The sequence below is a fragment of the Actinomyces gaoshouyii genome (assembly GCF_002072175.1).
GTDB classification, from domain to species: Bacteria; Actinomycetota; Actinomycetes; order Actinomycetales; family Actinomycetaceae; genus Actinomyces; species Actinomyces gaoshouyii.
The window spans coordinates 56,089-82,663 of record NZ_MVIV01000008.1 but is presented as its reverse complement, the minus strand read 5'-3'; the positions used below and the strand labels follow the sequence as shown (position 1 = coordinate 82,663).

The window sequence follows — 26,575 nt, the reverse complement described above, 5'->3', positions numbered from 1 at the left end:
GACCGGCCCGCGGGCCGGTCTCGCTCCTATTTTCGACCGGTCTCGGTGATAAGTGGGGATTATTGGAGGAGGGACTCGACGGCGTCGACGATCCTGCTGCGGTAGCGCTCCACGGAGAAGCGCTCAGCGGCGTCCGCCCGCCCGGCGAGCGCGAGCTCGCGGGCCCGGGTGGGGTCGCGCTCGAGCACGGCCAATGCCGCCGCCAGAGCCTCCGGCGACTCCGGGGCGACGAGCAGCCCCGTCTCGCCATCGCGCACGACCTCCATCAGGCCCTGGACGCGCGAGGCCACGAGCGGGCGCCCCGCGTGCAGGGCCTCGACAGCCGTATTGCCGAAGGGCTCGGCCCGCGAGGGGACGATGACCGCATCCGCATCGGCCAGGATAGGCCAGGTCGGGTTGACGTAGCCCAGCAGCTCGACGGCGCTGCTCAGGTCCGGCCGGCTGATCCGCTCCCGCAGTTGCTCCTCGTACCACTCGTATCCGGGGAAGATGGATCCGGCCACCACGAGACGCGCATCCACGTCCTCGGCGCGGAGCAGGCCGATGGCCTCCAAAGCGATGTCGATGCCCTTGCGGGGTGAGAGCCGGGCGATGAGGGCCACTCGGAAGGGGGTGCCCGCCGTCCGATTCCGCGGCCCCGGCAGGGGCCGCTCAGGGCCGGGGACGCCGTTGTGGATCACCCTTGTTCGGTTCTTGAGCGGGGGCTGGGCGGTCAGGAGGACGTCCCGGGCCGCCCCCGAGTTGGCGATGACGGCGCGCGCCGTCAGCAGCGGTGCGTTGAGGCCCGCGCGGATGATGAGCGGCTGAGAGTCCTCCGCCTCATGCACATGGGCGATGACCGGTACTCCTGCGAGGCGCGCAGCCAGTGGCCAGGTGGGGATCGTCACGGTGTTCGTCAGGACGGCCCGGGCTCCGGAGGAGCGGATGATCCTCGCCAGTCTCAGCGCCTCCGGGCCCGCCTCCGCCCCGAGGCCCGCGAGTCCGCGCGGGTTGAGCAGCGCCTTGCGCAGCACTGTGAAGGGGATGATGGCGACGGCGGCGCCCGCCTCTCGCAGCACTGCGACGAGCGGGCCGTCGGTGGGCAGCGCCACCTTGACCATGTGGCCGGCGCCGATGAGCGCGTGAATGGTCTCGACCAGCTGCAGGTCGGATCCGTACAGGTCGGGGGAGGGGTGGGCGACGAGGATCGTGCTCATGCGGGGAAGGCCCCCGTCCTGCGTCCCGAGGGGCGGTGGCGCACCGGGCCGCTCAGGGCCAGGCGGCGGCACAGCGCCTCATAGGAATCAGCGACGGCATCCCAGTCGTAGCCCTCGGCCCGTTCCCGGGAGAGCTCGCCGCGCGCCGCCGTGCCGTCCGGATCGGCCTCGGCGGATTCGATGAGGGCGCGGACGTCGTCGGCGGTGGTCCAGTAGCGGCCGGCGGGTCCGAGCACCTCCCGGTTGAAGGAGACGTCGAAGGCGTCAACGGCGGCCCCCGCCCCGATCGCGCGCAGCAGTGAGGGGTTGGTGCCCCCCACTGAGTGCCCGTGGAGGTAGATCGCGGCCCCGCCGTAGAGCTGGTCGAGGAGCTCCTGGTCCCACAGACCCCCGAGCAGGCGCACCCGGTCGTCGGCCAGGGAGTGGATCCGCTCGGTGTACTCGTTGGCGTAGGGCGCCGAGCCGACGACGACGAGCGGGTGCTCTGCGCTGGAGGCCGCGTAGCCCTCCACCGCGACGTCGACGTGGTTCTCAACCTCGAAGCGGGCGACCACCAGGTGGAAGCGGCCGGCCTCGAGGCCCAGCTCGGCCAGGCGGTCGGTGCCGGCGTGGATGCGCGGGGCGCCGTAGGCGATGAGGTCTGTGGGAGCGTTGAACTCGGTGTCGTAGTAGTCGGCGATGCCCTGAGCATCGGCGATGAGTGCGTCGGAGTAGCGCACGGCCAGGGCCTCGGCGGCCCGGTAGTAGCGCTTGCCGGTGGGCCCCCACTTGCCGCGCTGCCACTCCAGGCCGTCGACATGCGTGGCCACGGGGATGCGGGCGGCGCGCAGGGCGGGCAGGAAGGGGGAGTTGGCGGCATTGAAGACGATGGCGGCGTCGGGGTGCACACGGCGCAGGAGGTGGACAGTGCTCAGGGCCGTGTGGGAGAGGGTCTCGAGACTGCGCTTGCGCATGGCGGGCAGCTCCACGAGCCTCATGCCGAGGTACCTCTCGGGCAGGGGGTCGGCGGGCTCGGGGTTGCGGCAGTAGACGAGGACCTTGTGCCCCTTGGCGGCCAGGCGCCTGCCGACCTCCTCGACGGCGGTCTCGAAGCCCCCGTACCGGGCGGGCACGCCGCGGGTGCCGATCATCGCGATGCGCAGTCGGTCGGGGGAGGCAGTGGTCACGTCGGGGCCTTTCATGTGGGGCGCGGACCCGGGGCGTGCCGGTGCGCCGGAGGGTTGGGGCGGCCGGGCGCGCCGGATGGGGCGGCTTCGGCAGGGCGAGGGCGCGGGGCCGTCGCATGGGAACAGCACCATGGTACCGAGGTCGGGAGTTCCCCATCGCATGGGAGGGCGATGTGAATGAGCCGGGTCGAGGAGCGGGAGCGGGGCGATACTCGCCGTCGGTTCCAGATCGAGTGTGTTGCTTCTCACCAGGCTGACGGACGGGCGGTTATCCGTGGCGGACCTGTGCGGGCCTCGCCCGCCGCGCCCGGTGATGTCCGCAGGATTGGCATGTCAGAGGGCGGATCGCCCTCGTGGACCCGGATAGGCGGGGGCCGTGATCTTTGAGGATCTCCCAGGGGGATTGACGTTATCTGAAAGTTATCTGAGTGCTAGGGTCGGGGTCGGCGCCTGGCCCTTCCGAGCTCCCACGGCGATGCTCGGCGCCCATGCCGGAAGCCGTCCCTGTTATCCCCAAGCGTTGAACGGAATATCTCCATGCGTCTACGTTGCCATGCCCGAAGGCTCGCCATGTCCGCCGGGCTCCCCCTCGCCCTGGTGGCGTTGTCCGTCCTTCCCTTCACGAGCCCGACCGCCCACGCCGCCGACGCCCGGGGTGCGGCGGGCGAAGTGGCGGTCGCCTCCCCGACGCCTCTCCCGACAGCCCAGATCAACGGCGTCGTGTGGGATCAGAAGATCGTCGGCAACACGGTCTACGCCGTCGGCGAGTTCTCCAGCGCGCGCCCGGCCGGTTCCTCGCGGGGCGAGAACGAGGTCCCGCGCTCCAACGCGATGGCCTACGACATCACCACCGGCGCCCTCCTCGATTGGGCGCCCACCACCAATGGCGTCATCTACTCCATCGACGCCTCGAAGGACGGCAAGACCCTCTATCTCGGCGGCAACTTCACCCGTCTCAACGATAAGGACACTTTCCGCCTCGGAGCTGTCAATGCCTCCGACGGCAATCGCGTGAACCTCGGCATCTCCCCCAACACCGAGGTCCGTGACGTCGAGGTCTCCCCGGACGGCTCCACCCTCTACTTCTCCGGCGCCTTCACCCAGGTCAACAACAAGGCCCGTTCCCGCGTGGCCGCTGTCAGCCTGCCCACGCTGTCCCTGGCCGACTTCGCCCCCCGGGTGGGTCGCGGTCTCGTCCGCACCATCACCGTCGCCCCCGATGGCGCCCAGGTGGCCATCGGAGGCTCCTTCAGCGATGTCGGGGGCTCCTCCAACCCCGGCATGGCGATCATCGGCAGCGACGGCACCGTCAAGTCGACCAACATCAACTCGGTCATCCGCAACTCCGGCACCTACGCCGCGATCTTCTCCCTGAAGTCGGACAACCAGGGCCTTTACGGCGCCGCCTACTCCCAGGAGGGCACCTTCGAGGGCATGTTCCGCGCCAACTGGTCCACCGGCGACCTCGACTACATGGCCGACTGCCACGGCGACTCCTACGACGTCCACCCCGCGGGCGGTGTCACCTATGTCGCGGGCCACCCGCACGACTGCTCCAACATCGGTGGCTTCAGTGACACCGCGCCGAGCAGTTACTACAACGCCCTGGCCTACGTCAACGGGCGCACCGGTACGGTTCAGCGCAACCACGTCCGCGGTTACACGGACTACTCCGGCCAGCCCGCCACGACGGCGCTTCAGAGCTTCCGCCCCAATTTCATCGTCGGCAGCTACACCGGCATGGGCCAGGCCACCTGGACCGTCGAGGGCAACGACAAGTACGTCGTCTACGGCGGCGAGTTCATCGGCGTCAACAAGAAGGGCCAGCAGGGCCTCGTCCGCTTCGCCATCGACTCCAAGGAGGTCCCGCCGCAGGGCGAGGGCGACGACAACGGCGGCCAGGACAACGGTTGGAACAACAACGACTGGTGGAACAACGGCGGCGGTCGCGACAACGACGATGACGATGATCGCGACAACGACGGCTGGAACAACTGGGGCTGGAACGGCGGTGGCCGCAACGACCGTTGGAACAACTGGGGCTGGGGATGGCGCTGATGACGCGCCACCACCCGGGACGTGTGGGGATGGGCGCGCTGCGTCGCGCGGCTCGCCCATCCCTCGCGCTCCCCGTGGCCCTGATCCTGGCGCTCGGAGCCTGCTCCAGTGACAAGGCTCCCGGCTCGTCGGCGCCCAGCGCCTCGACGACGGCCGACGCCACTGCCGGCACGACGCCCTCGACCACCGTCACCCCCTCGATGACGGGCGAGCCACTGCCAACCGGTTCCGAGACGCCGTCGGCGCAGGCGGCCACGCCGGATGCCACGGCCCTCAGCATGGGCGATATCTCCGCCGATGAGCTCCCTCCCGTCGCCCTCGACCAGACGAGCACTGTCGACGGCGCCGCCATCGCGCTGGGCGCCATGCGCTCCGAGAACCTCCAGGCCGGGCCTGGCGAGACCGGTGGTCCGGGCGTGGTCATCCCGGTGACGATCACGAACAACACCGGATCGGACCTGTCGCTGTCCGGCCTCGTGGTCACCGTGACCTACGGTGCTGATAAGGCCCCGGCGGCGGAGCTGGTCAGTGCCTACGGCGCGGTGCCCGACTCCGTCGCCCCGGGTGAGACCCAGACCGTGGAGAAGGCCTTCACGATTCCGGCCTCCGGCCGCGGGCAGGTGCATATCGTCGTCGACCTCGGCGCCGATCATGCGGCCGCCACCTTCGACGGCGCGGCGCCCAACTGAGCCCGAACCGCCGCTCATCCTCCCTCCCGCCCGCCGAGAGCCCCATGGCCTGGCGGGCGGGATGCGTATCGGCGCCGCTCCACGGGCGCACTCGGGAATCGTGAACGCGCCCGGGGGGTGTGAACGCGCCGTCGGGGCACGTCCACAACCCCCGGGCGCGTTCACAACCACAGGGGACGTCGAGCACGTCGTCGAGCGCAGGGCCCGCCGGCCCGCTATCGCAGGATCGGCTCGTCCTGGGAGGGCAGGAGCCCCCGGGCCGCCCGGCGCGCGAGGCGCAGACCGTCCAGGGTCGCGCGCAGTGCTGTCGCCACCGGCCTGGGTGAGCGCAGCAGCTGGCGCCTCCCCCCGCGCAGGACGATCTCGCGAGCCGCGCCCGGCGCCGTCGCCCGCCACCGACGGCGGCCCTGGGCGTCCATGTGCAGGCCTGCGTACAGGAGCCGGTTGCGCGCGTTGTAGTAGTAGTACGTGTCCGACTTCTCCACCTGTCCCGCTGAGGAGCCGTGGGTGGCGCCCTCGTCGTGCACGGCCGCAGCCCGGCGCTCCAGGACCAGGCTCCCCCCGGCAGCGAGCACCCGCGCGGAGAAGTCCACATCCTCCCAGTACAGGAAGTAGCGGGCATCGAAGCCCCCTACCCGCTGGTACAGGGACGCCGAGAGCGCCAAGCACGCCCCGCTCAGCCAGGGCGCGGTGCCGCCGGGCGGGATCGGCCGTCGCGAGCGGCGCGACCGCATCGACCCGTCCGCCAGGCAGACCACGTGGCCATCGGACACGATCGCGCCGCTGGAGTCCCGGATGACCGGTCCTACGAGCACCAGGGGGTCGGTCTGCGCGTGTCGCGCCAGAGCCACCAGGGAGTCCCGCTCGATGACGGCGTCCGGGTTGAGCAGGACGAGGATCTCCGCGCCATCGGCGATCGCCCGGGCGGCCCCCAGGTTCATCCCCCCGCCGAAGCCCGTGTTCGACTCCGGGCACTCCAGGGCCCAGCCGCGCGCCTGGGCCAGGGCGCGGATGCTCTCGCGGGCCCCGGGGGAGGAGTAGTTGTCGACGACGACGACCCGGGCCTCGGGGGATCGCCGGGCCACCTCGGCGAGGTTGCTCGCCAGGAGCTCGGCGGAGTCGTAGTTGACGACGATGATCGCGGTGCGCGCGAGCAGCTCGGCGGCCTCGGCGCCGGTGGGGGGCTCGCCGGACGCGCCGGGGGAGAAGAGATCGGGGGGGAAGTCGGCCATGGGGTCCTCTCAGGTCCTCATCGATGGGTGCCGCGCCGTCCTCCCCTGGGCGCGCCGTCGTCTCGGGCGCCTGCGGGCGGGGCCCGTGCGCCTGCATAGTAGCGTTGTCCCAACCCCACCCCTCCCATCGACGCCCTGTCCGTCGACCTGCCGTCCAGGAGGACGTATGAGCCTGTCTTCGACACCGCCCGCGCCGGTCCCACCGCCACTGCCGCCATCGGTCTCATTGGTCGTCGCCGTGACCACCTACCGGCGCAATGACTGGCTCGCCGAGCTCCTGCCTCAGCTCGTGGACCAAGCCCGTGCCGCCCGCGCGGATGAGGAGGCCGGCGTTGGGCGGGCGCGCGTCGTGGTGGTCGACAATGACCCGGATGCGGGCGCTCGCGAGGTCGTCGAGGCGGTCCGGGCCGCCAACGCCGACGAGCCCGGAGCGGCTGGGATCGGTCCCCATTACGCCCATGAGCCCGTCCCCGGGATCACCGCTGCCCGCAACCGCGCCCTCGATGAGGCCGCCGACGCTCGCCTCCTGGTGTTCATCGACGACGACGAGCTCACCCGCCCCGGCTGGCTCACCTCCCTCGTGCGTGCCTGGCGCACCCACGGCTGCGCGGCTGTCACCGGTCCCCGCCATCCGCTCTTCGAGGCCGAGCCCAGCGCCTGGGTGCGCGGCTCGGGGGTCTTCGACGCCGTTCGCGCCATCGATGGTGCCATCATGCCCAGCGCGGCCACCGCCAACCTCCTCCTCGACATGGACGTCATGCGCGCCCTGAGCCTGCGCTTCGACGAGCGCTACGGCCTCACCGGAGGCGAGGATTCCATGCTCATGCGCTCCCTGCGCAAGGGCGGCGGGATCATCCGCTTCGCCGCTGACGCCGTCCTGGACGAGCGCGTGCCGGCCGCGCGCGCCACCCGGGGCTGGGTGCTCCGCCGCTGCCTGCGCTCGGGGTCCACATGGGCGCAGGTGCGCATCGAGACGGATGCCGATGGCAGTGGATCGGGCATGCCTCTACGGCTGCGCTACGCCGCCAAGGGCGCGGTGCGCGCCGGCCGCGATGGCGCACTGGCCGCCATCGGCACCATCCGCCGTGATGATGACTCCCGCGGTCGTCATGAGGCCGCCTGCGCGGGTGCGGTCGGCATGGTGATGGGGGCCATCGGCGGGCGCGTTCAGGAGTACGGGCGAGTCTCCCGACTTCCCTGGAGGCGCAAGTGAGCGCCAAGGGCGTGGCTGCCGCCGGCTCGGGAGGGAGCGCCGCTCGCGGGATGGACCCGGGCGGTGCCTCCCTCATCATCGCCATCCCGACCTACAAGCGCCCGCACGGCCTGGAGCGCGCCGTCGGATCCGTCCTGCCCCAGCTGAGCGCCGTGGTCTCGGATGAGGCCAGTCCGGTGGCCCGGGCCGAGTTGCTCGTCATCGACAACGATCCCGCCGCCAGCGCGCGCTCCGCCGTCGAGCGCCTGGCTGCCGGGCCCGGCGGGGGCGCGCTGCGCTACGTCATCGAGGAGCGCCCCGGCGTGGCCGCCGTGCGCAACCGCGCCCTCGATGAGGCCGCCGGCGCTCGCCTCCTGGTGTTCATCGACGACGACGAGGAGGCCCTCGAGAATTGGCTCTCCTCCCTCGTGGGGCTCTGGGCCCGCGAGGGGGCGCAGGCGGTGGCGGGGCATGTGCTGCCCGCCTACGACACCGAGCCGGAGCCATGGGTGGTCGCCGGGGGCTTCTTCGAGCGCGCCACCTGGCCCACAGGCACTGCCCGGCCCGCCGCCGCCTCGAACTGCCTGCTGCTCGATCTGGACTTCCTGCGCGCGCGGGGCCTGCGCTTCGATGAGCGTTTCGGCGCCACCGGCGGGGAGGACACGCTGCTCACCCGCTCACTCGTGGCCGCCGGCGGAACGCTCCTGTGGTGCGCCGAGGCCCAAGTGGTCGACCACGTGCCCGCGCAGCGCCTAGACCGGGCCTGGATCCTGCGCCGCCAGCGCAGTCATGCCGCCACTTCCGTTCGGGTCGACCTCGTTCTGGCGGGTGCGGGGGACCGCGCCACCCGAGCGCGGATCCGGGGCAAGGCGCTCATCGGGGGCGCGGCGCGCCTCATCGCGGGCGCAGGGCGCGCGGGCGCCGGGGTCCTGCTGAGCTCCACGGTCCACCGCGCCAGGGGGGCCCGTCTCATGGCCCGGGGCGCGGGTCTGACCTCAGCGGCTCTGGGCCGCGCCGGTCATGCCGAGTACGGCCGCCCGTGAAGGACCATCCCCCCGGTTCCCGGTCCGACGGCGCCGAGTTACGCGGCTAGCGGCGGTGGCGCATCGAGGCCGGGAGGAGCTTGGAGGAGGCTGGCGGTGGTGTGTGGTCCTCAGTGGGCAATGGCACCGACACGGTCGGGCCTGTCTCCTCGTCGGTCCGTGGGTCGGAGTCGCCCCCCACGTGGGCGACTCCGACCATGGTCCTACGGCCTTCCCCGCGGCGCCCTGTCAGGCCCGCGCGGCGCATGAGGATGACGATCGCGGCGCCGACCGCGGTCCCGATGAGCGCGCCGTTGAGGGCGTAGCGCGAGGCGATGGGCGCGATGGGGGCGGTGGGCAGGGTGGGCGGATCCTGCTCCTTGATCTCGAGCGTCTGCCCGTCCTTGTAACCCCACTTGCCCACGGCCTTCTTGAAGGCGTCGATCTCGGCTTCGACCACGGCCTGGGCCTGATCCGCGGAGGGGGCCTTGGCGGTGATGTCGATGAAGAGCGTGTTCTCCCTGGCGCTCAGCATGAGCATGCGCTTGACCGCCGCAGGATCGAGCCCTGTGTTCGTGGCGACCTCGTTGAGAACGGCCTGGGTGGTCCCTATCTGGACGAGTGTGGGCATGAGGAGGGAGTTCTGGCCGGAGGCCGAGCCGAGATCCTGCCCGCTGCTGTCGCGACTCGAGGTGGACACGACGACGCTCGCATGCGAGGAGTAGATCGGAGTGCTCATCATCGCCACTGAGAACCCTGCCAGGGCGCCGAGGACGATGTGCAGGATGAGGATGGGGGCGTGCCTGCGCAGCAAGCGGAGGATATCGGCCGGCTCCATACGCGTGTCGTTCCTTCGAGATCAGAGGAGAGGATGGTGGCCCACGAGCGAGCCGTCATGGGTACACCGTAGACCAAGGTTCAGGGGCGGCTCCTCCCCGGGCAGGTGATGGCGGACTCAGGCGGCATGCCTGCCTCGGGGCGCTCGGCGGCTCCCGTTGCGGCGTGCGCGGAATCGGGAGCTGGCCCAGCGGCCCGCCGCTCGGGACCACCGATGGCTCGGCCTCTCGATGAGCCGGTGGAAGAGGCAGGCCGGCGGCAGCGCCGCGGCCGGTCCCGCCAGGAGCATCCACCACGGGGATATCGACGGTGCCAGGGTGCGCACGAGGAGCACCATCGGGGTATGGACGAGGTAGAGAGAGAAAGACAACTCACCGGAGATCTGCACCACTTTCGAGCGCAGGAGCGGGCGCAGCGCCCCGGCGCGCACGATGAGCGCTATGGTGGCCGCTGCGCTGGCGACGGCGATCGCTGATCCGAGCCGATGCCCCCAGGGAGAGGCGGGGGAGCCCAGGGGGACTAGCGCCGCGGACGGCTCTCCCGAGAGCAGGCCCGGCCAGGTCTCCGGGGCGGTCCACCACGGGCTGGTCATGGTGATGAGGCAGACCACGGCGGCCGCGCCGGCCCAACGGGCGGGTCGGGCGGGCAGCGGGTCGGGCATCGTCCCCCAGCGCCAGCCGAGCACGGCTCCGATCGCGAACACCGGCAGGAACAGGGCGGAGCCGGGGTCGCCGCTCACCAGCGGCACGGCCAGTGCTGCCGCCAGCAGGGCCCAGCTCAGGCGCGCCCGGGCCGCCAGCGCCACGATGAGGATGATCAGCGGCAGGAGGATGGAGAAGATGGCCTCGGCGTGCAGCGACCACAGAACCGAGTTGCGATAGGCGTAGGTGGGCAGCAGGGCGAGTTCCCGGACCGTCTGCTTGATCGAGATATCTGACACATAGTGGGCCCGCACCCATGCCCCCAGAGAGGCGTCGTTCGAGCGCGGCACGAGGATGATGAGCGCGATCGCCAGGAGTGTCGAGGCGCCGGCCGGCACCCACAGGCGGATGAGGCGGCGGGGAGCGTAATCAACCCAATCGAATTGAGTCCCCGCGGCGCGCCGCTGGGCGATCGGGTAGCTGAGCGCCACTCCGGACAGGATGAAGAAGATGAGCACCGCCTCGTAGCCGCCCCACAGGAGATGCGCCGGTGTGAGGCTGAGCAGGCGCTCCAGGGCGCCGTCCGGCGCCGTCCCCGGGCGGGCGCCGACCTCCGCCAGCGCGGGGACGGTGAGCAGGCAGTGATGGATGAGGACGACGATGGCCGCCAGGCCGCGCAGGCCATCCAGCTCCCGCAGGCGGCCCGCGCCCTGGGGCGGCGCGGGGGGCGTGGCGGTGGCGCCCTCGGCCGAGGGCTGATGGCGGATCGAGATCATGGGGCTCCGTGGGCGGGATCATGCCGCGCGTGGCGGCTGGACGTGGACGGCGGTCCGGATCGGTCCGCTCAGGGGTCAATGATCCTCCTCCCGGTGGTCGCGGAGGGCGCCGATGCCACTCGTTGATCAAGTTGCGGCGAAAAAGTGAGACACTGGCACCGCGCAGGAACATGCCTGATTCCGCGGAACCAGGTGTGGCCTGCGCATTCCGCCCTGGTGTAGTGGCAGCACGCAGGCCTTTGGAGCCTTGAGGCCCGGGTTCGAATCCTGGGGGCGGAACCGGTGCGCGGCGTCGTAGGATGTTCCCGTACCGGCCCGCTCGGCCAGCACGGGGCGTCATGTTCCCGGCAGCGCCGCAGGACGCCCATCTCGAGCGAGAAGAGGACTCGTGGCTCCCACCACTCCCGCCGCCGTCATCGTCATGGCCGCAGGCAAGGGCACGCGCATGCGCTCCGCCACCCCTAAGGTCCTGCACCGCATCGGCGGGCGCAGCCTTCTCGATCACGCGGTCACCGCGGCCCGGGGCCTGGATCCCGAGCGCCTCGTCGTCGTGGTCCGCCACGAGCGCGATGCCGTCGTCGCCCACCTGGAGCAGGTCGCCCCCGACGCCATCCCGGCCGATCAGGATGAGATCCCCGGCACCGGCCGCGCCGTGGCCTGCGGCCTGGCGGCCCTGCCCGAGGATGCCGGGGGCGCCGTCGTCGTCACGAGCGGGGACGTGCCCCTGCTCGATACCCCCACCCTGTCCGCCCTCGTCGCCCAGCACCATGAGCGGGGCGACGCCGTGACCCTGCTGACCGCCGTCGTCGACGACCCGCACGGCTACGGCCGCGTCGTGCGCGAGCCGGATGGCACTGTCTCGGCGATCGTCGAGCAGCGCGACGCCACCGAGGCCCAGCGGGCCATCACCGAGATCAACGCGGGCGTCTACGCCTTCGACCTGGCGCACCTGCGCTCGGCCCTGGCCGCCCTGGGTACGGACAACGACCAGGGCGAGGTCTACCTCACCGATGTCGTCGCCCACGCCCACGCCGCGGGCCGCTCCACCTCCGCGCTCGTCGTGGCCGATCACTGGCTCGTCGAGGGTTGCAACGACCGGGCCCAGCTCGCGGTCCTCGGCGCTGAGCTCAACAGCCGCATCCTCGCCCGCGCGATGGAATCCGGTGTCGGCGTCGTCGATCCCTCCTCCACCTGGGTCGACGTCACTGTCGAGATCGGCCCGGACGCGTCCCTGGAGCCGGGCGTCCTCCTGAGGGGCGCCACCCGCATCGGCCCCGGCGCCCGCATCGGCGCCTACGCCATCCTCGCCGACGTCGATATCCCGGCGGGCGCTGTCGTGGCGCCCTTCGCCCAGTACGACGCCGAGACGCCGGTTCCCGCCCAGGGCTCCGGCACCACAGGCGCGTGACCGCCCAGGCTCCGCGCACCGACCGGGCCCGGCGGGCCCGAACGAAGGGAATCACTTCATGACGGGCATCATCACCAGCGGCGAGAAGCGACTGGTCATCGTCTCCGGCCGGGCCCACCCGCAGCTGGCCCTGGATGTGGCGCGCGAGCTGGGCACCGAGGTCCTGTCCTCGACCGCTTACGACTTCGCCAACGGGGAGACCTACGTCCGCTTCAACGAGTCGGTGCGCGGCTGCGACGTCTTCGTCGTGCAGTCCCATGGGGACCGAGTCAACGACTGGCTCATGGAGCAGCTCATCATGGTGGACGCCCTCAAGCGCGCCTCGGCCAAGCGCATCACGGTGGTGGCCCCCTTCTTCCCCTACGCGCGCCAGGACAAGAAGCACCTGGGCCGCGAGCCCATCAGCGCCCGCCTCGTGGCGGACATGTACGCCGCAGCGGGCGCGGACCGCATCATGAGCGTCGATCTCCACACCGCTCAGGAGCAGGGCTTCTTCGACGGCCCCTGGGACCACCTGTGGGCCCAGCCCGTACTCGTGGACTACATCAAGGGCAGGCTCGACGTGACCAACGCCGCCGTGGTCTCCCCGGACGCCGGCCGCATCCGCGTCGCCGAGCGATGGGCCAACGCCCTGGGCGGCTCGCCGCTGGCCTTCGTCCACAAGACTCGGGACATCACCCGCCCCAACGAGGCCGTGGCCAACCGCGTCGTCGGCGACGTCGAGGGGCGCTCCTGCGTTCTCGTCGACGACATGATCGACACCGGCGGCACCATCGCCAAGGCCGTCAAGGTGGTCCTCGATGCCGGCGCGAAGGACGTCATCGTCGCCGCCACCCACGGAGTGCTCTCCGGCCCGGCCATCGAGCGCCTGGCCACCTGCGGCGCCCGCGAGGTCGTCATCACCGACACCCTGCCGATCCCCCAGGGGAAGCGATTCGAGCGGCTCACCGTCCTGTCCATCGCCCCGCTGCTGGCCCGCGCCATCAAGGCGGTCTTCGACGACGGCTCCGTTGCCGAGCTCTTCGACACTACCGAAGTGTGACGAGATTCACTACCCCTCAAGTGAGGGGTTGTCTCGCCCTCCCCTCCCTCCGGGGGGCGGGCCTCCCCGCCTCCTCCTAAAGTCGATCCCGCACTCCGGCGCAGGTCGGAGTGGATCGGAGAATCGTCGTAATCGGAACGATACGAAAGTGATGGGTGTCGCTTTTTAGCGCAGAATTACCCATAATCAGCCACGCTGTCATTCCGGTGCCCCAGTGCTCTAGGCTCACTCAGGCGCCTGCGCCCCCCAACCGCCGGCGCCATGCCCTGATCAACGGAGAACCTTTACGTTTCCCTTGGTTCGTCTACACAGTCCCGGAGTGTCTAGTACCGTGAGTTCTCACCGTTCCATGCGCAGATTGGCCGCACTGGCCGCCTGCCTTCCCCTGGCCCTGTCCGTCCTGCCCGTGGCGACCGCTGCTGCCGCCGAGGCCGACAGCTCAGGCCGTCCCCAGTCCAACTACACGGCCGATCCTCTGCCCACCGTGCAGATCAACGGCGTCGTGTGGGACCAGCTCATCGTCGGCGACATCGTCTACGTCGCAGGCTCCTTCACCCAGGCCCGCCCCCACGGCGCTCCCGCCGGCTCCCAGGAGACGCCCCGAGCCAACCTCCTGGCCTACCGCCTGAGCACCGGGGAGCTCATTGCGGACTTCGCCCCGACGCTCAACGGCCAGGCGCGCGCCCTCGCTGTGTCGGAGGACAAGCGCACGCTCTACGTCGGCGGGGACTTCAACAAGGTCAACGACGAGTGGCACAGCGCCATGGCCGCCTTCGACATCTCGAACGGCACCGGCACCCTCATCTCGACCTTCCGGCCCCAGTTCCAGACCACCGTGCGGGCCATCGCCGTGCGTGGGAACACGGTCTACGCCGGAGGCGCCTTCAAGCACGTCAACGGCGTCCAGCGCCTCAAGGCGGCCGCGGTGAGCGCCTCTACCGGAGAGACCCTCTCCTGGGCGCCCAAGGCCGACGGCAGCAACGCCCAGGTCTGGTCCCTGCAGATCTCGCCCGATGGCTCCAAGGTCGCCATCGGCGGCTCCTTCACCTCCCTCAACGGCTCGAGCAATCCCGGCTACGGCCTGGCCCTCGTCTCCGCCTCCGACGGCACCGTCCTGTCCACCCCCGTCAACTCCGAAGTCCGCAACGGCGGCGTCTACGGCGCCATCACGGACCTCAAGACCGACGGCACCAGCCTGTACGGGACCGGCTACTCCTTCTCCGTGCGCAATGCCAACCTGGAGGGGACCTTCAAGGCCGACTGGAACGGCAACATGACTTGGGTGCAGCCCTGCCACGGTGACTCCTACGCCGTCTACCCCACGAGCGACCAGGTCTACGTCGCCAGCCACGCGCACTCCTGCGAGACCATCGGCGGATTCGCGGACTCCTACTACAAGGACGAGAACGGCCGCACCCGGCAGCGCCAGTACCGCCTCACCTCCTACACCGCCACCGGCGAGGTGACCGTCTCCCGCAAGGGCACCGATGGCTACAAGGACTGGTCGGGGCGCACCGCCCCCAGCATCATCGACTGGTTCCCCGACCTGTCCGCCGGCACCTACACCGGCCTGGGCCAGGGCGCCTGGGATGTGACCGGCAACGACCAGTACATCGTCGCCGGAGGCGAGTTCCTCGCCGTCGACGGCAAGCCCCAGCAGGGGCTCGTCCGCTTCCCCAAGCGAGGCGCCACCAAGAGCCACGCCCCCGAGGGGAAGGCCGCCGACCTCGCTACGAGCATCTCCAGCCCCGCCGACGGCACCGTTGACGTCGCCTTCACCCCCACCTGGGACCGCGACGACTCCACCCTCACCTACTCGCTCTACCGTGACGGCCGATCGGCCCCGGTGAGCACGACCACGGTCTCGGACCGCTTCTGGAGCCGCGAGTCCCGCAAGACCCTGCGCGACAACCTCGCCCCCGCGGGCGAGCACACCTACAGGCTCGTCGTCTCCGATGCCGGCGGCAACACGCTGGCCAGCGAGCCGATGAACATCAAGGTGGCCAAGGGCTCCGACCTCGACGACCTCGACACCGGCGCGGCGGAGCTGGGGGCCAAGCACCTGTGGACCTTCGACGAGTCGACCGGGACCACCTTCAAGGACGTCCTCGGCGGTGCCAACATGACTGGCCAATCCGGTGTGAAGCCCGGTCAGGAGGGCTCCCGCAGCGGTTCCAAGGCTCTGGGCATCAGTGATCGCGCCGGCGCCGTCTCCTCCGCCTCCGACGGCCCGGTCAACACCTTCAGCATCGAGACCTGGGTGCGCACCACCTCCACCAAGGGCGGCGCCATCGTCGGCTACGAGGCGAACGGCGACCGCGACCGTATGCTCTACATGACCCCCAATGGGGCCATCCGCTTCGGTGTCTACCCCGGCCAGGTCAAGGTCGTTGAGTCGCGGTCTGGCCTCAACGATGGCCAGTGGCACCACGTCGTCGCCACCCTGGGTACGGGCGGCCAGCACCTCTACGTCGACGGCAAGCTCGCCGCCTCCGACAAATCGGTGACCACCGCGCAGAACTTCTCCGGCTCCTGGCGCCTCGGCCTGAACACCCTGTCGGGGTGGCCTGGTGTTGAGGCGGCCCCGGGGACTCTCGAGGCGACCGTGGACTCCACCGCCATCTACCACACCCAGCTGACCGATGCGCAGGTGAGCCAGCGCGCGGGCCAGAAGGACAACGCGGCGCCCCATCCCGTCATCCGCCCGCAGGTCGACGGCATGACCGTGACCGCTGACGGCGCCGGCTCGGCCGACCCCGACGGCACGATCGAGTCATACGAGTGGGACTTCGGCGATGGGACCACCGCCACCGGCGCCACCGCCACGCACACCTACACCGAGGCCCGCGACTACACGCTGACCCTCACGGTCACCGACAACACCGGTACCCGCAAGTCCACCAGCCAGACCATCACCATCTCCGATGTCCCGCAGGGCCAGGGCATCCTCGCCCGGGCCGACTTCGCGAAGGCCCAGGAGAAGGGCTGGCCCGACGCCAAGGTCGCCGGCGCCTGGAAGATCTCCTCCCCCTCGCGCTTCTCCACGGCTGACGGCGTCGGCGCCATCGCGCTGAACAAGGCCGCCTGGACCTCCACGGCCATGCTGCCCAAGGTGTCCTCATCGTCGACGGAGCTGGCTTCCAGCTTCACCCTCGCCGAGGTTCCCACCGGTGGTGGCGTCTACGCCTCCTTCTTCCCCCGCTCCACCGCCTCGGGCTCCTACGCCACGAAGATCCATGTCAAGAGCACCGGCGAAGTGCTCGTGCTCCTCACCTCGCAGGTCGGAGGGACTGAGAAGATCCTCGCCCAGACCACGTTGCCGACCCGTTGGGCCATGGGCACTAAGATCAACGTGAAGACCTCCGCCGTCGGCACGGGAACCACGTCCCTGAGCGCCACCGTGTGGCTCGACGGAGAGCAGGAGCCCAACACGCCCACCCTGACTGCCACGGATTCCACCGAGCAGATCCAGGCGGCCGGCTCAGTCCTCATGTCGACCTACCTCTCCGGCTCGGCAACCTCCTTGAACAACAAGATCCTGGTATCCGATTTCCAGGCCCGATCTATCGGGCAGTGATCGGCGACCAACACCGGCGCCGGCCGGCGGCGGCCGATACCACACCGCCGCCGGCCGGCGCTCCCCACCCGATCCCAACGATCCCACGGAAGACACCATGTCATCTCAGATAAGTCCCCGGATCCTCCGGGCCTCCGCCCTCGTCCTCTCAGCGGTGATCCTCGCCGGCTGCTCGAGCGACTCCGCGTCGACCAGCGCCGCGGACACCGAGTCCATGCCGCCGGTGACCACCACCGAGACGGCCGGAGCCACCACCGAGCCGACCCCGGTGGTCGCCGCGAGCACTGAGGACGCCCAGTCCGCCGATCCCCAGAGCCTTCAGCCCGGCCAGGCCGGCTATGTGGAGCCCTCCGCCTCGCCCGTGGCCTTGGACCAGACCGCGACCTCCGGGGACGCGACTGTCGCCATCACCTCCCTCGAGGCCATCGAGGTCTCCGGGGATGCCATCGTCCCCGGCGAGATCGGCGGCGCCGCGCTCCAGGTCAATCTCTCCGTCACGGCGGGCGCCCAGGACGTCGACCTGTCCGGTGCTCTGGCCACCCTCACCTACGGCGGGGACGCCACCCCGGCCGCCCCCCTCAGAGCCGCCGAGGGCACCGAACTGCCCAGCAGCGTCGCCGCGGGGCAGACCGCCACCGGGTCCTTCCGCTTCTCCGTGCCCGCGGATGCCCGCGACCGGGTCACCGTCACCGTCACGATCGAGCCAGGACAGCCCGCCGTCGTCTTCCAGGGCTCAGCGTCCTGACACCACCGTCTGACCCGCACCCCTGCGCGGTGGCGGGGAGCGCGTAGTAGCCTCTTAGCGCCTCCTCGGGGGCGCCGTCGCGGGAAGAGAGGAGGGCCCGATCATGCAGATGCTTCTGCTCGCGGCCATCGTCCTCCTGTCCTACCCGGTCATCGCGATGATCCTGTGGACGGTTCGGCGCAGGCCGATCGTCGGCGCCAGGCTCGTCGCGGTCGCCATCGCCCTCATGGGCATCTGGATGACCGTGAACGTCGGCCTCATCATCCCGCCGGCCGCCGGGGTCTGCATACTCGTGTGCCTGGCGCTGGCCGCCGACTTCTCCTGGAGGCTCACCCCGGGCGATCTCCTCATCTGCACGGGCTTCGCCCTCGTGGCGATCTCGCTGGTCGCGGGGGCCTCGACGAACACGGTCCTGGGCGAGCTCATCCTCGACGCCGTGCCTGCCTACTTCGCCGGGCGCATGCTCGTGGAGAGGATCGGACTGAGGGATTTCGCCACCACCATCGCCACCGTGTGGCTCATCGCCGCCGCGCTCGGCTACTTCGAGGCACTCACCCGCATCAATCCCTTCGTGCTCATCGAGTTTCCCACCCGCGCCTACGCCTACTGGGCGGAGATCCAGATCCGCGCCGGACTGCCCCGCATCGAGGGGGCCTTCGGCCACTCGATCGTCTTCGGCGTGTCCATGGCGGCGGGCATCCCCATGGTGGCCATCGCCCGCTGGCCCTCATGGGCGAGGATCGCCGGGATGGCGGCGCTCGTCGGCGTCACCCTGCCCTCCCTGTCGCGCGCGGGCATCCTCGGCGCCGTCATCGCCCTCATCCTCTCCCTGACGATCCTACGCACCGACCTGACCCCCTCCTGGCGCTCGGCCACCCTCATCACGCTGATCGCGGGGACGTTCGTCGTCGCCCCCGTGCTGCTGCGCGTCTTCGCCAAGGCCGGTGACGAGCAGGAAGGCAGCGCGGAGTATCGGGGGCAACTGCTCATCCTGGTCAAACGACTGGTGCTTATCGGGGCCTCGCCCGCCCGCACCGTCCGCAACGGCACGGTGTACTGGGAGGGTTTCCGCTCCATCGACGACCAGGTGCTCCTGGCCGCCCTCCGCTACGGCTGGGCGCCCGTCATCCCCTTCATCATCGGCGCGCTCTACGTCGTCCTGCGTGTGCTGGGCGGCCGTGGCAACGCCGCCCAGGTCGCCATCGCCTCCATGATCCCGGCCTTCGTATCCGTCGCCTTCATCACCCAGCTGTCCACCGTGGTCTGGGTGATCGCGGGGGCGAGCGTCGCTGCCAGCGCCGCCGAGCGCGAGGGGAGGGCCGACGCAGCCGGGCTGCCCCAGGAGCGCTGGGAACCCGGCGAGATCGACGACGGCGAGCGCGCCCAGGCCCCGCTCTCCGCCGACGGCGGGGCAGTGGCCGGTTCTCCCGACGGGGTCCCGGCGCCCGTCGCCGCGCCGAGCGCCGCCGTCCCCGGGCCCGGAGTGCCGATCAGCTCGTCGGCCGACACCTCGCCCATTTCCGCCTCCCGCCGCGCCCATCACCCGGGATAGGAGCGCGGCGGTATTCCGCCCCGCGTCGATGGCCGGCGGGTGAGCGCCCTCCCGCCCCTCGGCTCGGCCCCTGTCCCCGGCGCCTCTAGACTCTCCGCGTGCGACTGACCGCCCTCCTCCCCCCGCTCCTGGCCGACCCCGCGATCGCCGAGCTCGTCCGCACCGCCGCCGCGACCCGGCGAGGCGAGAACAGCGCCGTCGTCGCCTCCGGGGCGCGCCCCGCGATCCTCGCCGCCATGGCGATGGGGGAGCGCGGCGTCGCTCGCGCCGTCGGGGTGGAGCCCGGCGCCTCCGGCGCCGGGGGTGAGGGGACGCCACTGCTCGGCGTCACCGCCACCGGCCGCGACGCCGAGGAGCTCGCCGCCGCCCTCGCCTGCTACCTGCCGCCCACCGATATCGCGGTCCTCCCCGCCTGGGAGACCCTGCCCCACGAGCGTCTCTCGCCGCGGGCGGACACCGTGGCCACCAGGCTCGCGGTCCTGCGCCGTCTCGCTCACCCCGTCGAGGGGCCCGCGAGTGCCGACGGCCCCATCCGCGTCCTCGTCGTCCCCATCCGCGCCCTGCTCGCGCCCGTCATCGACGGCCTGGGGGAGATCGAGCCCATCCGACTCGCCGCCGGCCCCAGTGAGGGCCTGGAGGCCATCGCCGCCCGACTGGCCGACGCCGCCTACACCCGGGTGGATATGGTGGAGGCGCGCGGCGAGTTCGCCGTGCGCGGCGGCATCCTCGATGTTTTCCCACCCACACTGCCGCGCCCCGTGCGCGTCGACTTCTTCGGCGACGACATCGAATCCGTCTCCTCCTTCGCCGTCGCCGATCAGCGCACAGTGGAGGAGCTGGACGGCGCCACCCTCCATCCCTGCCGCGAGCTGCTCCTCACCGACGCCGTGCGTGAGCGCGCCCGGGCACTGACCGGGGCGATCCCGGGAGCCGCCGACATGCTCGACAAGATCGCCGAGGGCATCCCCTGCGAGGGCATGGAGTCCCTCGCTCCCGTGCTCGCCCCTCGCATGGTGCCCGTCCTCGACCTCGTCGGGCCACGACTCGTCGTCGCCCTGGAGCCCGAGCGCATCCGCAGGCGCGCCGAGGACCTCGTGGCCACCACCTCCGAGTTCCTCGCCGCCGCCTGGACCTCCGCCGCCTCCGGCGGAACCGTCCCCGTGGACCTGTCCGCCGCCGCCTTCGCGAGCCTCGGCGAGGCCCGAGCGCTGGCCCTGTCCAGCAACCTGGGCTGGTGGTCGCTCACCTCCCTGGCCTCCTCCCCGGATGCGACGGCGCCGGCGCTGCGCGATCCCGCCGGCTACCGGGGCCGTCTCGACGAGGCCGTCATGGACCTCGGCCGCATGGCCCGCGAGGGGTGGGGCGTTGTCGTGGCCACCGACGGGCCCGGGCCCGGCCGCCGCATGGCCCAGCTGCTCGCCGACGGCGATGTGCCCGCCCGCATCGTCACCCAGCTCGACGAGCCCGCCGATCTCGGGTGGTCCGTCGCCGACGATGGGCCGCGGGGCGACGGCGTCGTGCGCATCACCCAGGCCTCCGCCGGCCACGGCTTCGTCGCCGAGGGGCCGCGTCTCGCCCTCATCGCCGAGTCGGACCTCACCGGGCGCGCCTCCACCGGCCCGCGCGGCCCCAAGGCCCTGCCCGCCCGCCGCTCCCGCGCCTCCGTCGACCCCCTGTCCCTGCGCCCCGGCGACCTCGTCGTCCACGCCCAGCACGGCGTCGGGCGATTCATCGAGCTGCGGCGCCGCGCCGTCGGCACGGGCAAGAGCGCCGCCACCCGGGAGTACCTCGTGATCGAGTACGCGCCCTCCAAGCGCGGCCAGAGCGGCGACCGGCTCATGGTCCCCACCGACTCCCTCGATCAGGTCACCAAGTACGTCGGCGGGGATGCGCCGGCCCTGAACAAAATGGGCGGCGCCGACTGGGCCAAGACCAAGTCCAAGGCGCGCAAGGCCGTCCGCGAGATCGCCGGCGAGCTTGTGCGCCTCTACGCCGCCCGCGCCGCTGCCGCAGGGCACGCCTTCGGTCCCGACACCCCCTGGCAGGCCGAGCTCGAAGAGGCCTTCCCCTACACCGAGACCCCCGACCAGCTGGCCACCATCGACGACGTCAAGGCCGACATGGAGAGGCCCCAGCCCATGGACCGCCTCATCATGGGCGACGTCGGCTACGGCAAGACCGAGGTCGCCGTGCGCGCCGCCTTCAAGGCCGTGGCCGATGGCAAGCAGGTCGCGGTCCTGGCCCCCACGACCCTGCTGGTCAGTCAGCACGCGGAGACCTTCACCGAGCGCTACGCGGGCTTCCCCGTGCGCGTCGCCCAGCTCTCCCGCTTCCAATCCGAGGCCGAGTCCGCCGAGGTCCTGGCCGGGCTCGCCGACGGCTCCATCGATGTCGTCGTCGGCACCCACCGCCTCATCACTGGGCAGGTGCGCTTCAAGGACCTCGGCCTGCTCATCATCGACGAGGAGCAGCGCTTCGGCGTCGAGCACAAGGAAGCCCTCAAGGCCCTGCGCACCGATGTCGACGTCCTGGCCATGTCCGCCACACCCATTCCCCGCACCCTGGAGATGGCGGTGACCGGTATTCGCGAGATGTCCACCCTGGCCACTCCGCCCGAGGACCGCCACCCCATCCTCACCTACGTGGGGGCCTGGGAGACCAAGCAGGTCGGTGCCGCCATCCGCCGCGAGCTCCTGCGCGACGGGCAGGTCTTCCTCGTCCACAACCGCGTCTCCGACATCGACCGCGTCGCCGCCCGGATCGCCGAGCTCGTTCCCGAGGCGCGCGTGGCCACCGCCCACGGGCAGATGAGCGAGGCCCGGCTCGAGGCCGTCATCGACGACTTCTGGCGCAAGCGGATCGACGTCCTCGTGTGCACGACGATCGTCGAGACCGGCTTGGACGTCTCCAACGCGAACACCCTCATCGTCGACCGCGCTGACCGCTTCGGCCTGTCCCAGCTCCACCAGCTGCGCGGGCGTGTGGGCCGGGGACGCGAGCGCGCCTACGCCTATTTCCTCTACCCCGCGGACAAGCCGCTGACCGAGACCGCCCTGGAGCGCCTGCGCACTATCGCCACCAACACCGACCTTGGTGCCGGCATGCAGGTGGCCATGAAGGACCTGGAGATCCGCGGTGCCGGGAACCTGCTGGGCGGGGAGCAGTCCGGTCATATCGCCGGGGTCGGCTTCGACCTGTACATGCGCATGGTCTCCGACGCCGTGGCCGCCTACAAGCGCTCCCTGGGGATGGGGGAGGGGGCCGGCGTCGCGGACGATGGCGAGGACGAGCTGCGCATCGAGCTGCCCGTGGACGCCACCATCCCCGAGGACTACGTGCCCCACGAGCGCCTGCGCCTGGAGGCCTACACGAAGTTCGCCGCCGCCCGCAGCGATGAGCAGGTGGCCGACGTGCTGGATGAGCTCGCCGATCGTTACGGACCCGTGCCCGAACCGGTGACGCGTCTGGCCGCGCTGGCTCGGCTGCGCGCGCTCGCGGCCGGGCTGGGGGTGCGCGAGATCGTGGCCCAGGGCAAGTCCATCCGCTTCGCGCCCGTGGAGCTGCCCGAATCCAGTCGGATGAGGCTCACCCGCCTCTACCCGGGCACGACGATCAAGCCCGCCACCCGTACCATCGTGGTGCCCGCCCCCGGCGCGGCGCGCATGGGCGGCGGGCCGATCGAGGGAGAGGCCCTCCTGCGCTGGGCAGAGGTGCTGCTGCGCGCCGTCGTGGCCGGGGAGGCCGACTACGAGGCCGAGGCCACCGCATACCGGCGCCGCCGTTGATCGATCCTTCGCCCCCAGTGGTGCGGGTAGAACGCTCCACTCGGCGTGGATGGCGCCACTCGGGGATACGATGGCTTGGTGACTCGCCGTGAGAACAGGAGAAGCACTGTGACCGCTCCCCGGATCGCCTCCCGCGCGCCCCGACTGCTCGCCGCCGCCGCGGCCCTCCTGCTCGGCGCTTCGGCCCTGGGGGCCTGCTCCGTCCGGCCCGGCATCGCCGCTACGTCCTCCTACACGGGGCTCGATGGCACCACCCACTCGACGACGATCACGGAGAGGGAGCTTCAGGAGGCCGCTGAAGAGCTCAAGCCGTTGAACTGGCCCGTCTCCGGGACGCTCAGGCTCCTCCTCTCCGCCGACATCATCGAGGAGGTCTGCGCGTCCCAGGGCCTGGCCGTGAGCGATGAGCAGGTCGATCTCCTGCTCGACGACCAGATCGGCAAGGGCAGGCACTCCGTCCAGGCGCGGCGGGCGATGCGCGCCACCTACCTGTACGGCATCATCTCCAACCCCGGCCGGGGCGGCATCGGCGCCCCGCGGGCCGCGCAGGCGCAGGCCGACATCCAGCGGATCGACGGTGCCGCGGAGGTCGAGGTCTCCCCGCGCTACTCGAGTGCCCGCCCCTGGCTCCTCGCTCCCTCCGCGGCCGGGCCCGTCCCCCCGGAGCGCGGCGCGCAGCAGCCGGCCACGCGCTGACGCCGAAGTGCTGCCGCGTCCCGCGCCCGGGGCCGGGTTCGGGACGCGTGCTCGCCGGACGTGAACTCCGCCGATCCGGGGACCATGGCCCTCGTGCGGACCTGCTCATCCCGGTAGGCTTGGGATCGCATCCGGATCACCCCGATCGGTTCACACGACAAAGGAGCACCAAGTGGCCCTCATCGAGAACGTTCACGCCCGCGAAATCCTCGACTCCCGCGGCAACCCGACCCTCGAGGTCGAGATCCTCCTGGAGGACGGCTCCTTCGCCCGCGCCGCCGTCCCCTCGGGCGCCTCCACCGGCGCGTTCGAGGCCGTCGAGCTGCGCGACGGCGACAAGGGCCGTTACCTCGGCAAGGGCGTCGAGAAGGCCGTCGCCAACGTCAACGAGACCATCGCCCCCGAGATCATCGGCTACGACGCCGCCGACCAGCGCGGCCTCGACCAGCTCATGATCGACCTGGACGGCACCCCCAACAAGGGCAAGCTCGGCGCCAACGCCATCCTCGGCGTCTCCCTGGCCGCCGCTGCCGCCTCCGCCGACTCCGCCGGCCTCGAGCTCTTCCAGTACGTCGGCGGCCCGAACGCCCACGTCCTGCCCGTCCCGATGATGAACATCATGAACGGTGGCTCCCACGCCGACTCCAACGTGGACATCCAAGAGTTCATGATCGCCCCCATCGGCGCCAAGACCTTCCTCGAGGCCCTGCGCATGGGCGCCGAGGTCTACCACTCCCTCAAGGCCGTCGTCAAGGGCCGCGGCCTGTCCACCGGCCTGGGCGACGAGGGCGGTTTCGCCCCCAACCTCGACTCCAACCGCGAGGCCCTCGAGCTCATCGTCGAGGCCATCGAGAAGGCCGGTTACAAGCCGGGCGCCGATGTCGCGCTGGCCATGGACGTCGCCTCTACCGAGTTCTTCGACGAGGCGACCAAGACGTACAACTTCGAGGGCGAGGCCCGCGACAACGCCTTCATGGTCGACTACTACGAGAAGCTCATCACCGACTTCCCGATCGTCTCCATCGAGGACCCGCTGAGCGAGGACGAGTGGGATGACTGGAAGGCCCTCACCGACCGCATCGGCGACCGCGTCCAGATCGTCGGCGACGACTTCTTCGTCACCAACCCCGAGCGCCTCGCCAAGGGCATCGAGCTCGGAGCCGCCAACGCCCTCCTGGTCAAGGTCAACCAGATCGGCTCGCTCACCGAGACCCTCGAGGCCGTCGAGATGGCGCACCGCGCCGGTTACAAGTCGATGACCTCCCACCGCTCCGGTGAGACCGAGGACGTCACCATCGCCGACCTCGCCGTGGCCACCAACTCCGGCCAGATCAAGACCGGTGCCCCGGCCCGCGGCGAGCGCATCAACAAGTACAACCAGCTCCTGCGCATCGAGGAGTCCCTCGGCGAGGCCGCCGTCTACGCCGGCGCCTCCGCCTTCCCGCGTTTCAAGGCCTGAGCCCGGGGCCGGGCGCCGTGCCCGCCCTTGGATCGGGGCGATCTGACGCCCACACCGCCTCGCGCGGGCCGGTGACCGTCGGCCCGCGCGAGGCCTTTTGGCCTCCACCGCCCCGTGATCCTTCCGCGCCCATGGCCCGTACCACTCCCGCGTGCGCCTGCTTGGAGGAGGCCCGGCCCTGCGGCAGGATCGCCCCATGAGCCCGCGCCGCCCGACCCCCGCCCGCCCGAGGGCCCGCTCCGAGGCGCGCCCCGCCCCGCGCACGATCCCCCGCGGCACCGGGCCCGGGCGCCCCACCGATACCGGCGACGCCGTTCGCCCCCGCCGCGCTGAACGGCCCGAGCGCTCCGACCGCCCTGAACGGCCCAGCACGACGTCCGAGCGCGGCTCGGCCCGGGCCGGCACCGCTGAGCCGGCGTCGACCCCGATAGTCCTGCGCCTTGGAGGCCCGGAGGGTCTCGCCCTGCCCGTCCGCCTGCTCGTGCTCGCGGCCGTGCTCATTCTCGCGCTCGTCGTCGTCCTGCCCACCCTCAACCACTACCTGGCTCAGCGCGCCCGGTACGACGCCGTCGCCCGGCAGATCGACGCCGCCAGGGCCACCGCCACCGCCCTCGAGCAGGAGGCGGCCCAGTGGAAGGACGAGGCCTACGTGCGCGCCCAGGCGCGCGAGCGCCTCTCCTACGTGATGCCGGGGGAGAAGAGCTACGTCGTCGTCGGCGCCGACGAGGTGCAGGCGCAGGCCGATGCCGATGCCCGGGCCGCCGCCAAGGAGGAGACCCGCGCCCCCTGGTACGACGCCCTCACGGAGTCCGCCGCCGTCGCCGGTGGCGCGACGACGCCGGCCGCCGGCCCCTCCGCGAGCCCGAGCGCCTCCCCCGCGGCGCCCGCCACCCCCGAGGCCACGAGATGAGCGCCGATCAGACGGGGCGGGGAGTGCAGGAGCGGCCGGAGGAGAATGCGACGGTGAGCGAGAACCCCATGCCCCCATCCCCCCCGGAAGTCTCCCAGGCCGATCTCGACGCCCTGGCCGAGCAACTCGGGCGCGTGCCCCGCGGCGTCGTCTCCATCGCGGCGCGCTGCGTGTGCGGCCGCCCGACCGTCGTACGCACGGCGCCCCGCCTCCCTGACGGCTCCCCCTTCCCCACCAGCTACTACCTCACGCACCCCGCCGCCGTGCGCGGCTGCTCCACCCTCGAGGCCGAGCACCTCATGGAGGACTTCAACGCCCGCCTCGGCCAGGACCAGGCTCTCGCCGACGCCTACGGGCGCGCCCACGGGCACTACCTGGCCGCCCGCGCCGAGCTCGGCTCCCCCCATGAGATCGAGGCAGTGAGCGCGGGCGGCATGCCCACCCGCGTCAAATGCCTCCACGCCCTCCTCGGGCACGCCCTGGCCGCCGGCCCGGGCATCAACCCGATCGGCGATCTCACCCTGGAGGCCCTGCGCGAGCGCGGCCTGTGGGACGATCGCCGCTGCAGCTGCTGACCACTGCCGACCCTGCT

The 26,575-nt window shown here is 71.5% G+C and carries 19 protein-coding genes and 1 tRNA gene; 15 read left to right on the top strand and 5 right to left on the bottom strand.

The window, feature by feature from the left end; translation table 11 throughout:
• Window positions 1-59: 59 nt before the first annotated feature.
• Both B1H50_RS07910 and B1H50_RS07905 read right to left on the bottom strand, forming a co-directional pair.
• A complete protein-coding gene (locus tag B1H50_RS07910; protein ID WP_080463238.1) occupies window positions 60-1,196 on the bottom strand; it encodes a glycosyltransferase family 4 protein in 1,137 nt (378 codons plus the stop codon).
• Window positions 1,193-2,326 carry a DUF1972 domain-containing protein gene (locus B1H50_RS07905; RefSeq protein ID WP_373284829.1) on the bottom strand — a complete coding sequence of 378 codons (1,134 nt, stop codon included), beginning with the start codon at window positions 2,324-2,326 and terminating at the stop codon, window positions 1,193-1,195. The genes B1H50_RS07910 and B1H50_RS07905 overlap by 4 nt, the downstream gene beginning before the upstream one ends.
• A gap of 606 nt (window positions 2,327-2,932) precedes the next feature.
• Here B1H50_RS07905 and B1H50_RS07900 point away from each other — a divergent pair.
• Both B1H50_RS07900 and B1H50_RS07895 read left to right on the top strand, forming a co-directional pair.
• The gene (locus B1H50_RS07900; RefSeq protein WP_229657992.1) at window positions 2,933-4,420 is read left to right on the top strand and encodes a WD40 repeat domain-containing protein; all 1,488 of its coding nucleotides are present in this window, start codon (window positions 2,933-2,935) and stop codon (window positions 4,418-4,420) included.
• On the top strand, window positions 4,420-5,109 hold the full coding sequence (locus B1H50_RS07895) for a hypothetical protein (RefSeq protein WP_080463236.1): 690 nt from the start codon (window positions 4,420-4,422) through the stop codon (window positions 5,107-5,109). The genes B1H50_RS07900 and B1H50_RS07895 overlap by 1 nt, the downstream gene beginning before the upstream one ends.
• Window positions 5,110-5,324: 215 nt before the next feature.
• On the opposite strand, the gene B1H50_RS07890 is transcribed toward B1H50_RS07895, so the two are convergent.
• Window positions 5,325-6,341, bottom strand: a complete 1,017-nt coding sequence (locus tag B1H50_RS07890) for a glycosyltransferase family 2 protein (protein WP_095532520.1) — start codon at window positions 6,339-6,341, stop codon at window positions 5,325-5,327.
• Between the two features lie 166 nt (window positions 6,342-6,507).
• Between B1H50_RS07890 and B1H50_RS07885 the strand changes: the two genes are divergently transcribed.
• Together B1H50_RS07885 and B1H50_RS07880 are read left to right on the top strand one after the other, a co-directional pair.
• Window positions 6,508-7,554 carry a glycosyltransferase family 2 protein gene (locus B1H50_RS07885; protein WP_080463235.1) on the top strand — a complete coding sequence of 349 codons (1,047 nt, stop codon included), beginning with the start codon at window positions 6,508-6,510 and terminating at the stop codon, window positions 7,552-7,554.
• Window positions 7,551-8,576: a glycosyltransferase family 2 protein gene (locus B1H50_RS07880; RefSeq protein ID WP_229657991.1), complete on the top strand. Its 1,026-nt coding sequence runs from the start codon at window positions 7,551-7,553 to the stop codon at window positions 8,574-8,576. The genes B1H50_RS07885 and B1H50_RS07880 overlap by 4 nt, the downstream gene beginning before the upstream one ends.
• Window positions 8,577-8,622: 46 nt before the next feature.
• On the opposite strand, the gene B1H50_RS07875 is transcribed toward B1H50_RS07880, so the two are convergent.
• Both B1H50_RS07875 and B1H50_RS07870 read right to left on the bottom strand, forming a co-directional pair.
• The gene (locus tag B1H50_RS07875) at window positions 8,623-9,393 is read right to left on the bottom strand and encodes a YveK family protein (protein WP_080463234.1); all 771 of its coding nucleotides are present in this window, start codon (window positions 9,391-9,393) and stop codon (window positions 8,623-8,625) included.
• Window positions 9,394-9,510: 117 nt separating this feature from the next.
• Window positions 9,511-10,809 carry an acyltransferase family protein gene (locus B1H50_RS07870; RefSeq protein ID WP_080463233.1) on the bottom strand — a complete coding sequence of 433 codons (1,299 nt, stop codon included), beginning with the start codon at window positions 10,807-10,809 and terminating at the stop codon, window positions 9,511-9,513.
• Window positions 10,810-11,016: 207 nt separating this feature from the next.
• On the opposite strand from B1H50_RS07870, the gene B1H50_RS07865 reads away from it, so the two are divergent.
• The 11 genes from B1H50_RS07865 to B1H50_RS07815 all read left to right on the top strand — a co-directional run bounded on the left by B1H50_RS07865 (window position 11,017) and on the right by B1H50_RS07815 (window position 26,558).
• A tRNA-Gln gene (locus B1H50_RS07865) sits at window positions 11,017-11,088 on the top strand.
• Window positions 11,089-11,197: 109 nt separating this feature from the next.
• Window positions 11,198-12,217 carry a bifunctional UDP-N-acetylglucosamine diphosphorylase/glucosamine-1-phosphate N-acetyltransferase GlmU gene (locus B1H50_RS07860; RefSeq protein WP_080463232.1) on the top strand — a complete coding sequence of 340 codons (1,020 nt, stop codon included), beginning with the start codon at window positions 11,198-11,200 and terminating at the stop codon, window positions 12,215-12,217.
• 58 nt (window positions 12,218-12,275) lie between these two features.
• On the top strand, window positions 12,276-13,259 hold the full coding sequence (locus tag B1H50_RS07855) for a ribose-phosphate diphosphokinase (RefSeq protein WP_080463231.1): 984 nt from the start codon (window positions 12,276-12,278) through the stop codon (window positions 13,257-13,259).
• A 349-nt stretch (window positions 13,260-13,608) separates the two neighbouring features.
• A complete protein-coding gene (locus tag B1H50_RS07850) occupies window positions 13,609-16,836 on the top strand; it encodes a PKD domain-containing protein (RefSeq protein WP_080463230.1) in 3,228 nt (1,075 codons plus the stop codon).
• A gap of 97 nt (window positions 16,837-16,933) precedes the next feature.
• Window positions 16,934-17,581, top strand: coding sequence for a hypothetical protein (locus B1H50_RS07845; RefSeq protein WP_080463229.1), 648 nt, complete (start codon window positions 16,934-16,936; stop codon window positions 17,579-17,581).
• Between the two features lie 103 nt (window positions 17,582-17,684).
• Window positions 17,685-19,133, top strand: coding sequence for a hypothetical protein (locus tag B1H50_RS07840; protein ID WP_080463228.1), 1,449 nt, complete (start codon window positions 17,685-17,687; stop codon window positions 19,131-19,133).
• A 98-nt stretch (window positions 19,134-19,231) separates the two neighbouring features.
• Window positions 19,232-22,918 (top strand): transcription-repair coupling factor, encoded by a 3,687-nt coding sequence (mfd, locus tag B1H50_RS07835; protein WP_080463227.1) that lies wholly within the window; start codon window positions 19,232-19,234, stop codon window positions 22,916-22,918.
• 108 nt (window positions 22,919-23,026) lie between these two features.
• Complete coding sequence (locus B1H50_RS07830) at window positions 23,027-23,614, top strand: hypothetical protein (protein WP_080463226.1); 588 nt, start codon at window positions 23,027-23,029, stop codon at window positions 23,612-23,614.
• 172 nt (window positions 23,615-23,786) lie between these two features.
• Window positions 23,787-25,073 (top strand): phosphopyruvate hydratase, encoded by a 1,287-nt coding sequence (gene eno, locus B1H50_RS07825; protein ID WP_080463225.1) that lies wholly within the window; start codon window positions 23,787-23,789, stop codon window positions 25,071-25,073.
• Between the two features lie 196 nt (window positions 25,074-25,269).
• Complete coding sequence (locus B1H50_RS07820) at window positions 25,270-25,983, top strand: FtsB family cell division protein (RefSeq protein WP_080463224.1); 714 nt, start codon at window positions 25,270-25,272, stop codon at window positions 25,981-25,983.
• A gap of 68 nt (window positions 25,984-26,051) precedes the next feature.
• Window positions 26,052-26,558: a DUF501 domain-containing protein gene (locus B1H50_RS07815; RefSeq protein ID WP_095532522.1), complete on the top strand. Its 507-nt coding sequence runs from the start codon at window positions 26,052-26,054 to the stop codon at window positions 26,556-26,558.
• The last annotated feature ends 17 nt before the right edge of the window (window positions 26,559-26,575 follow it).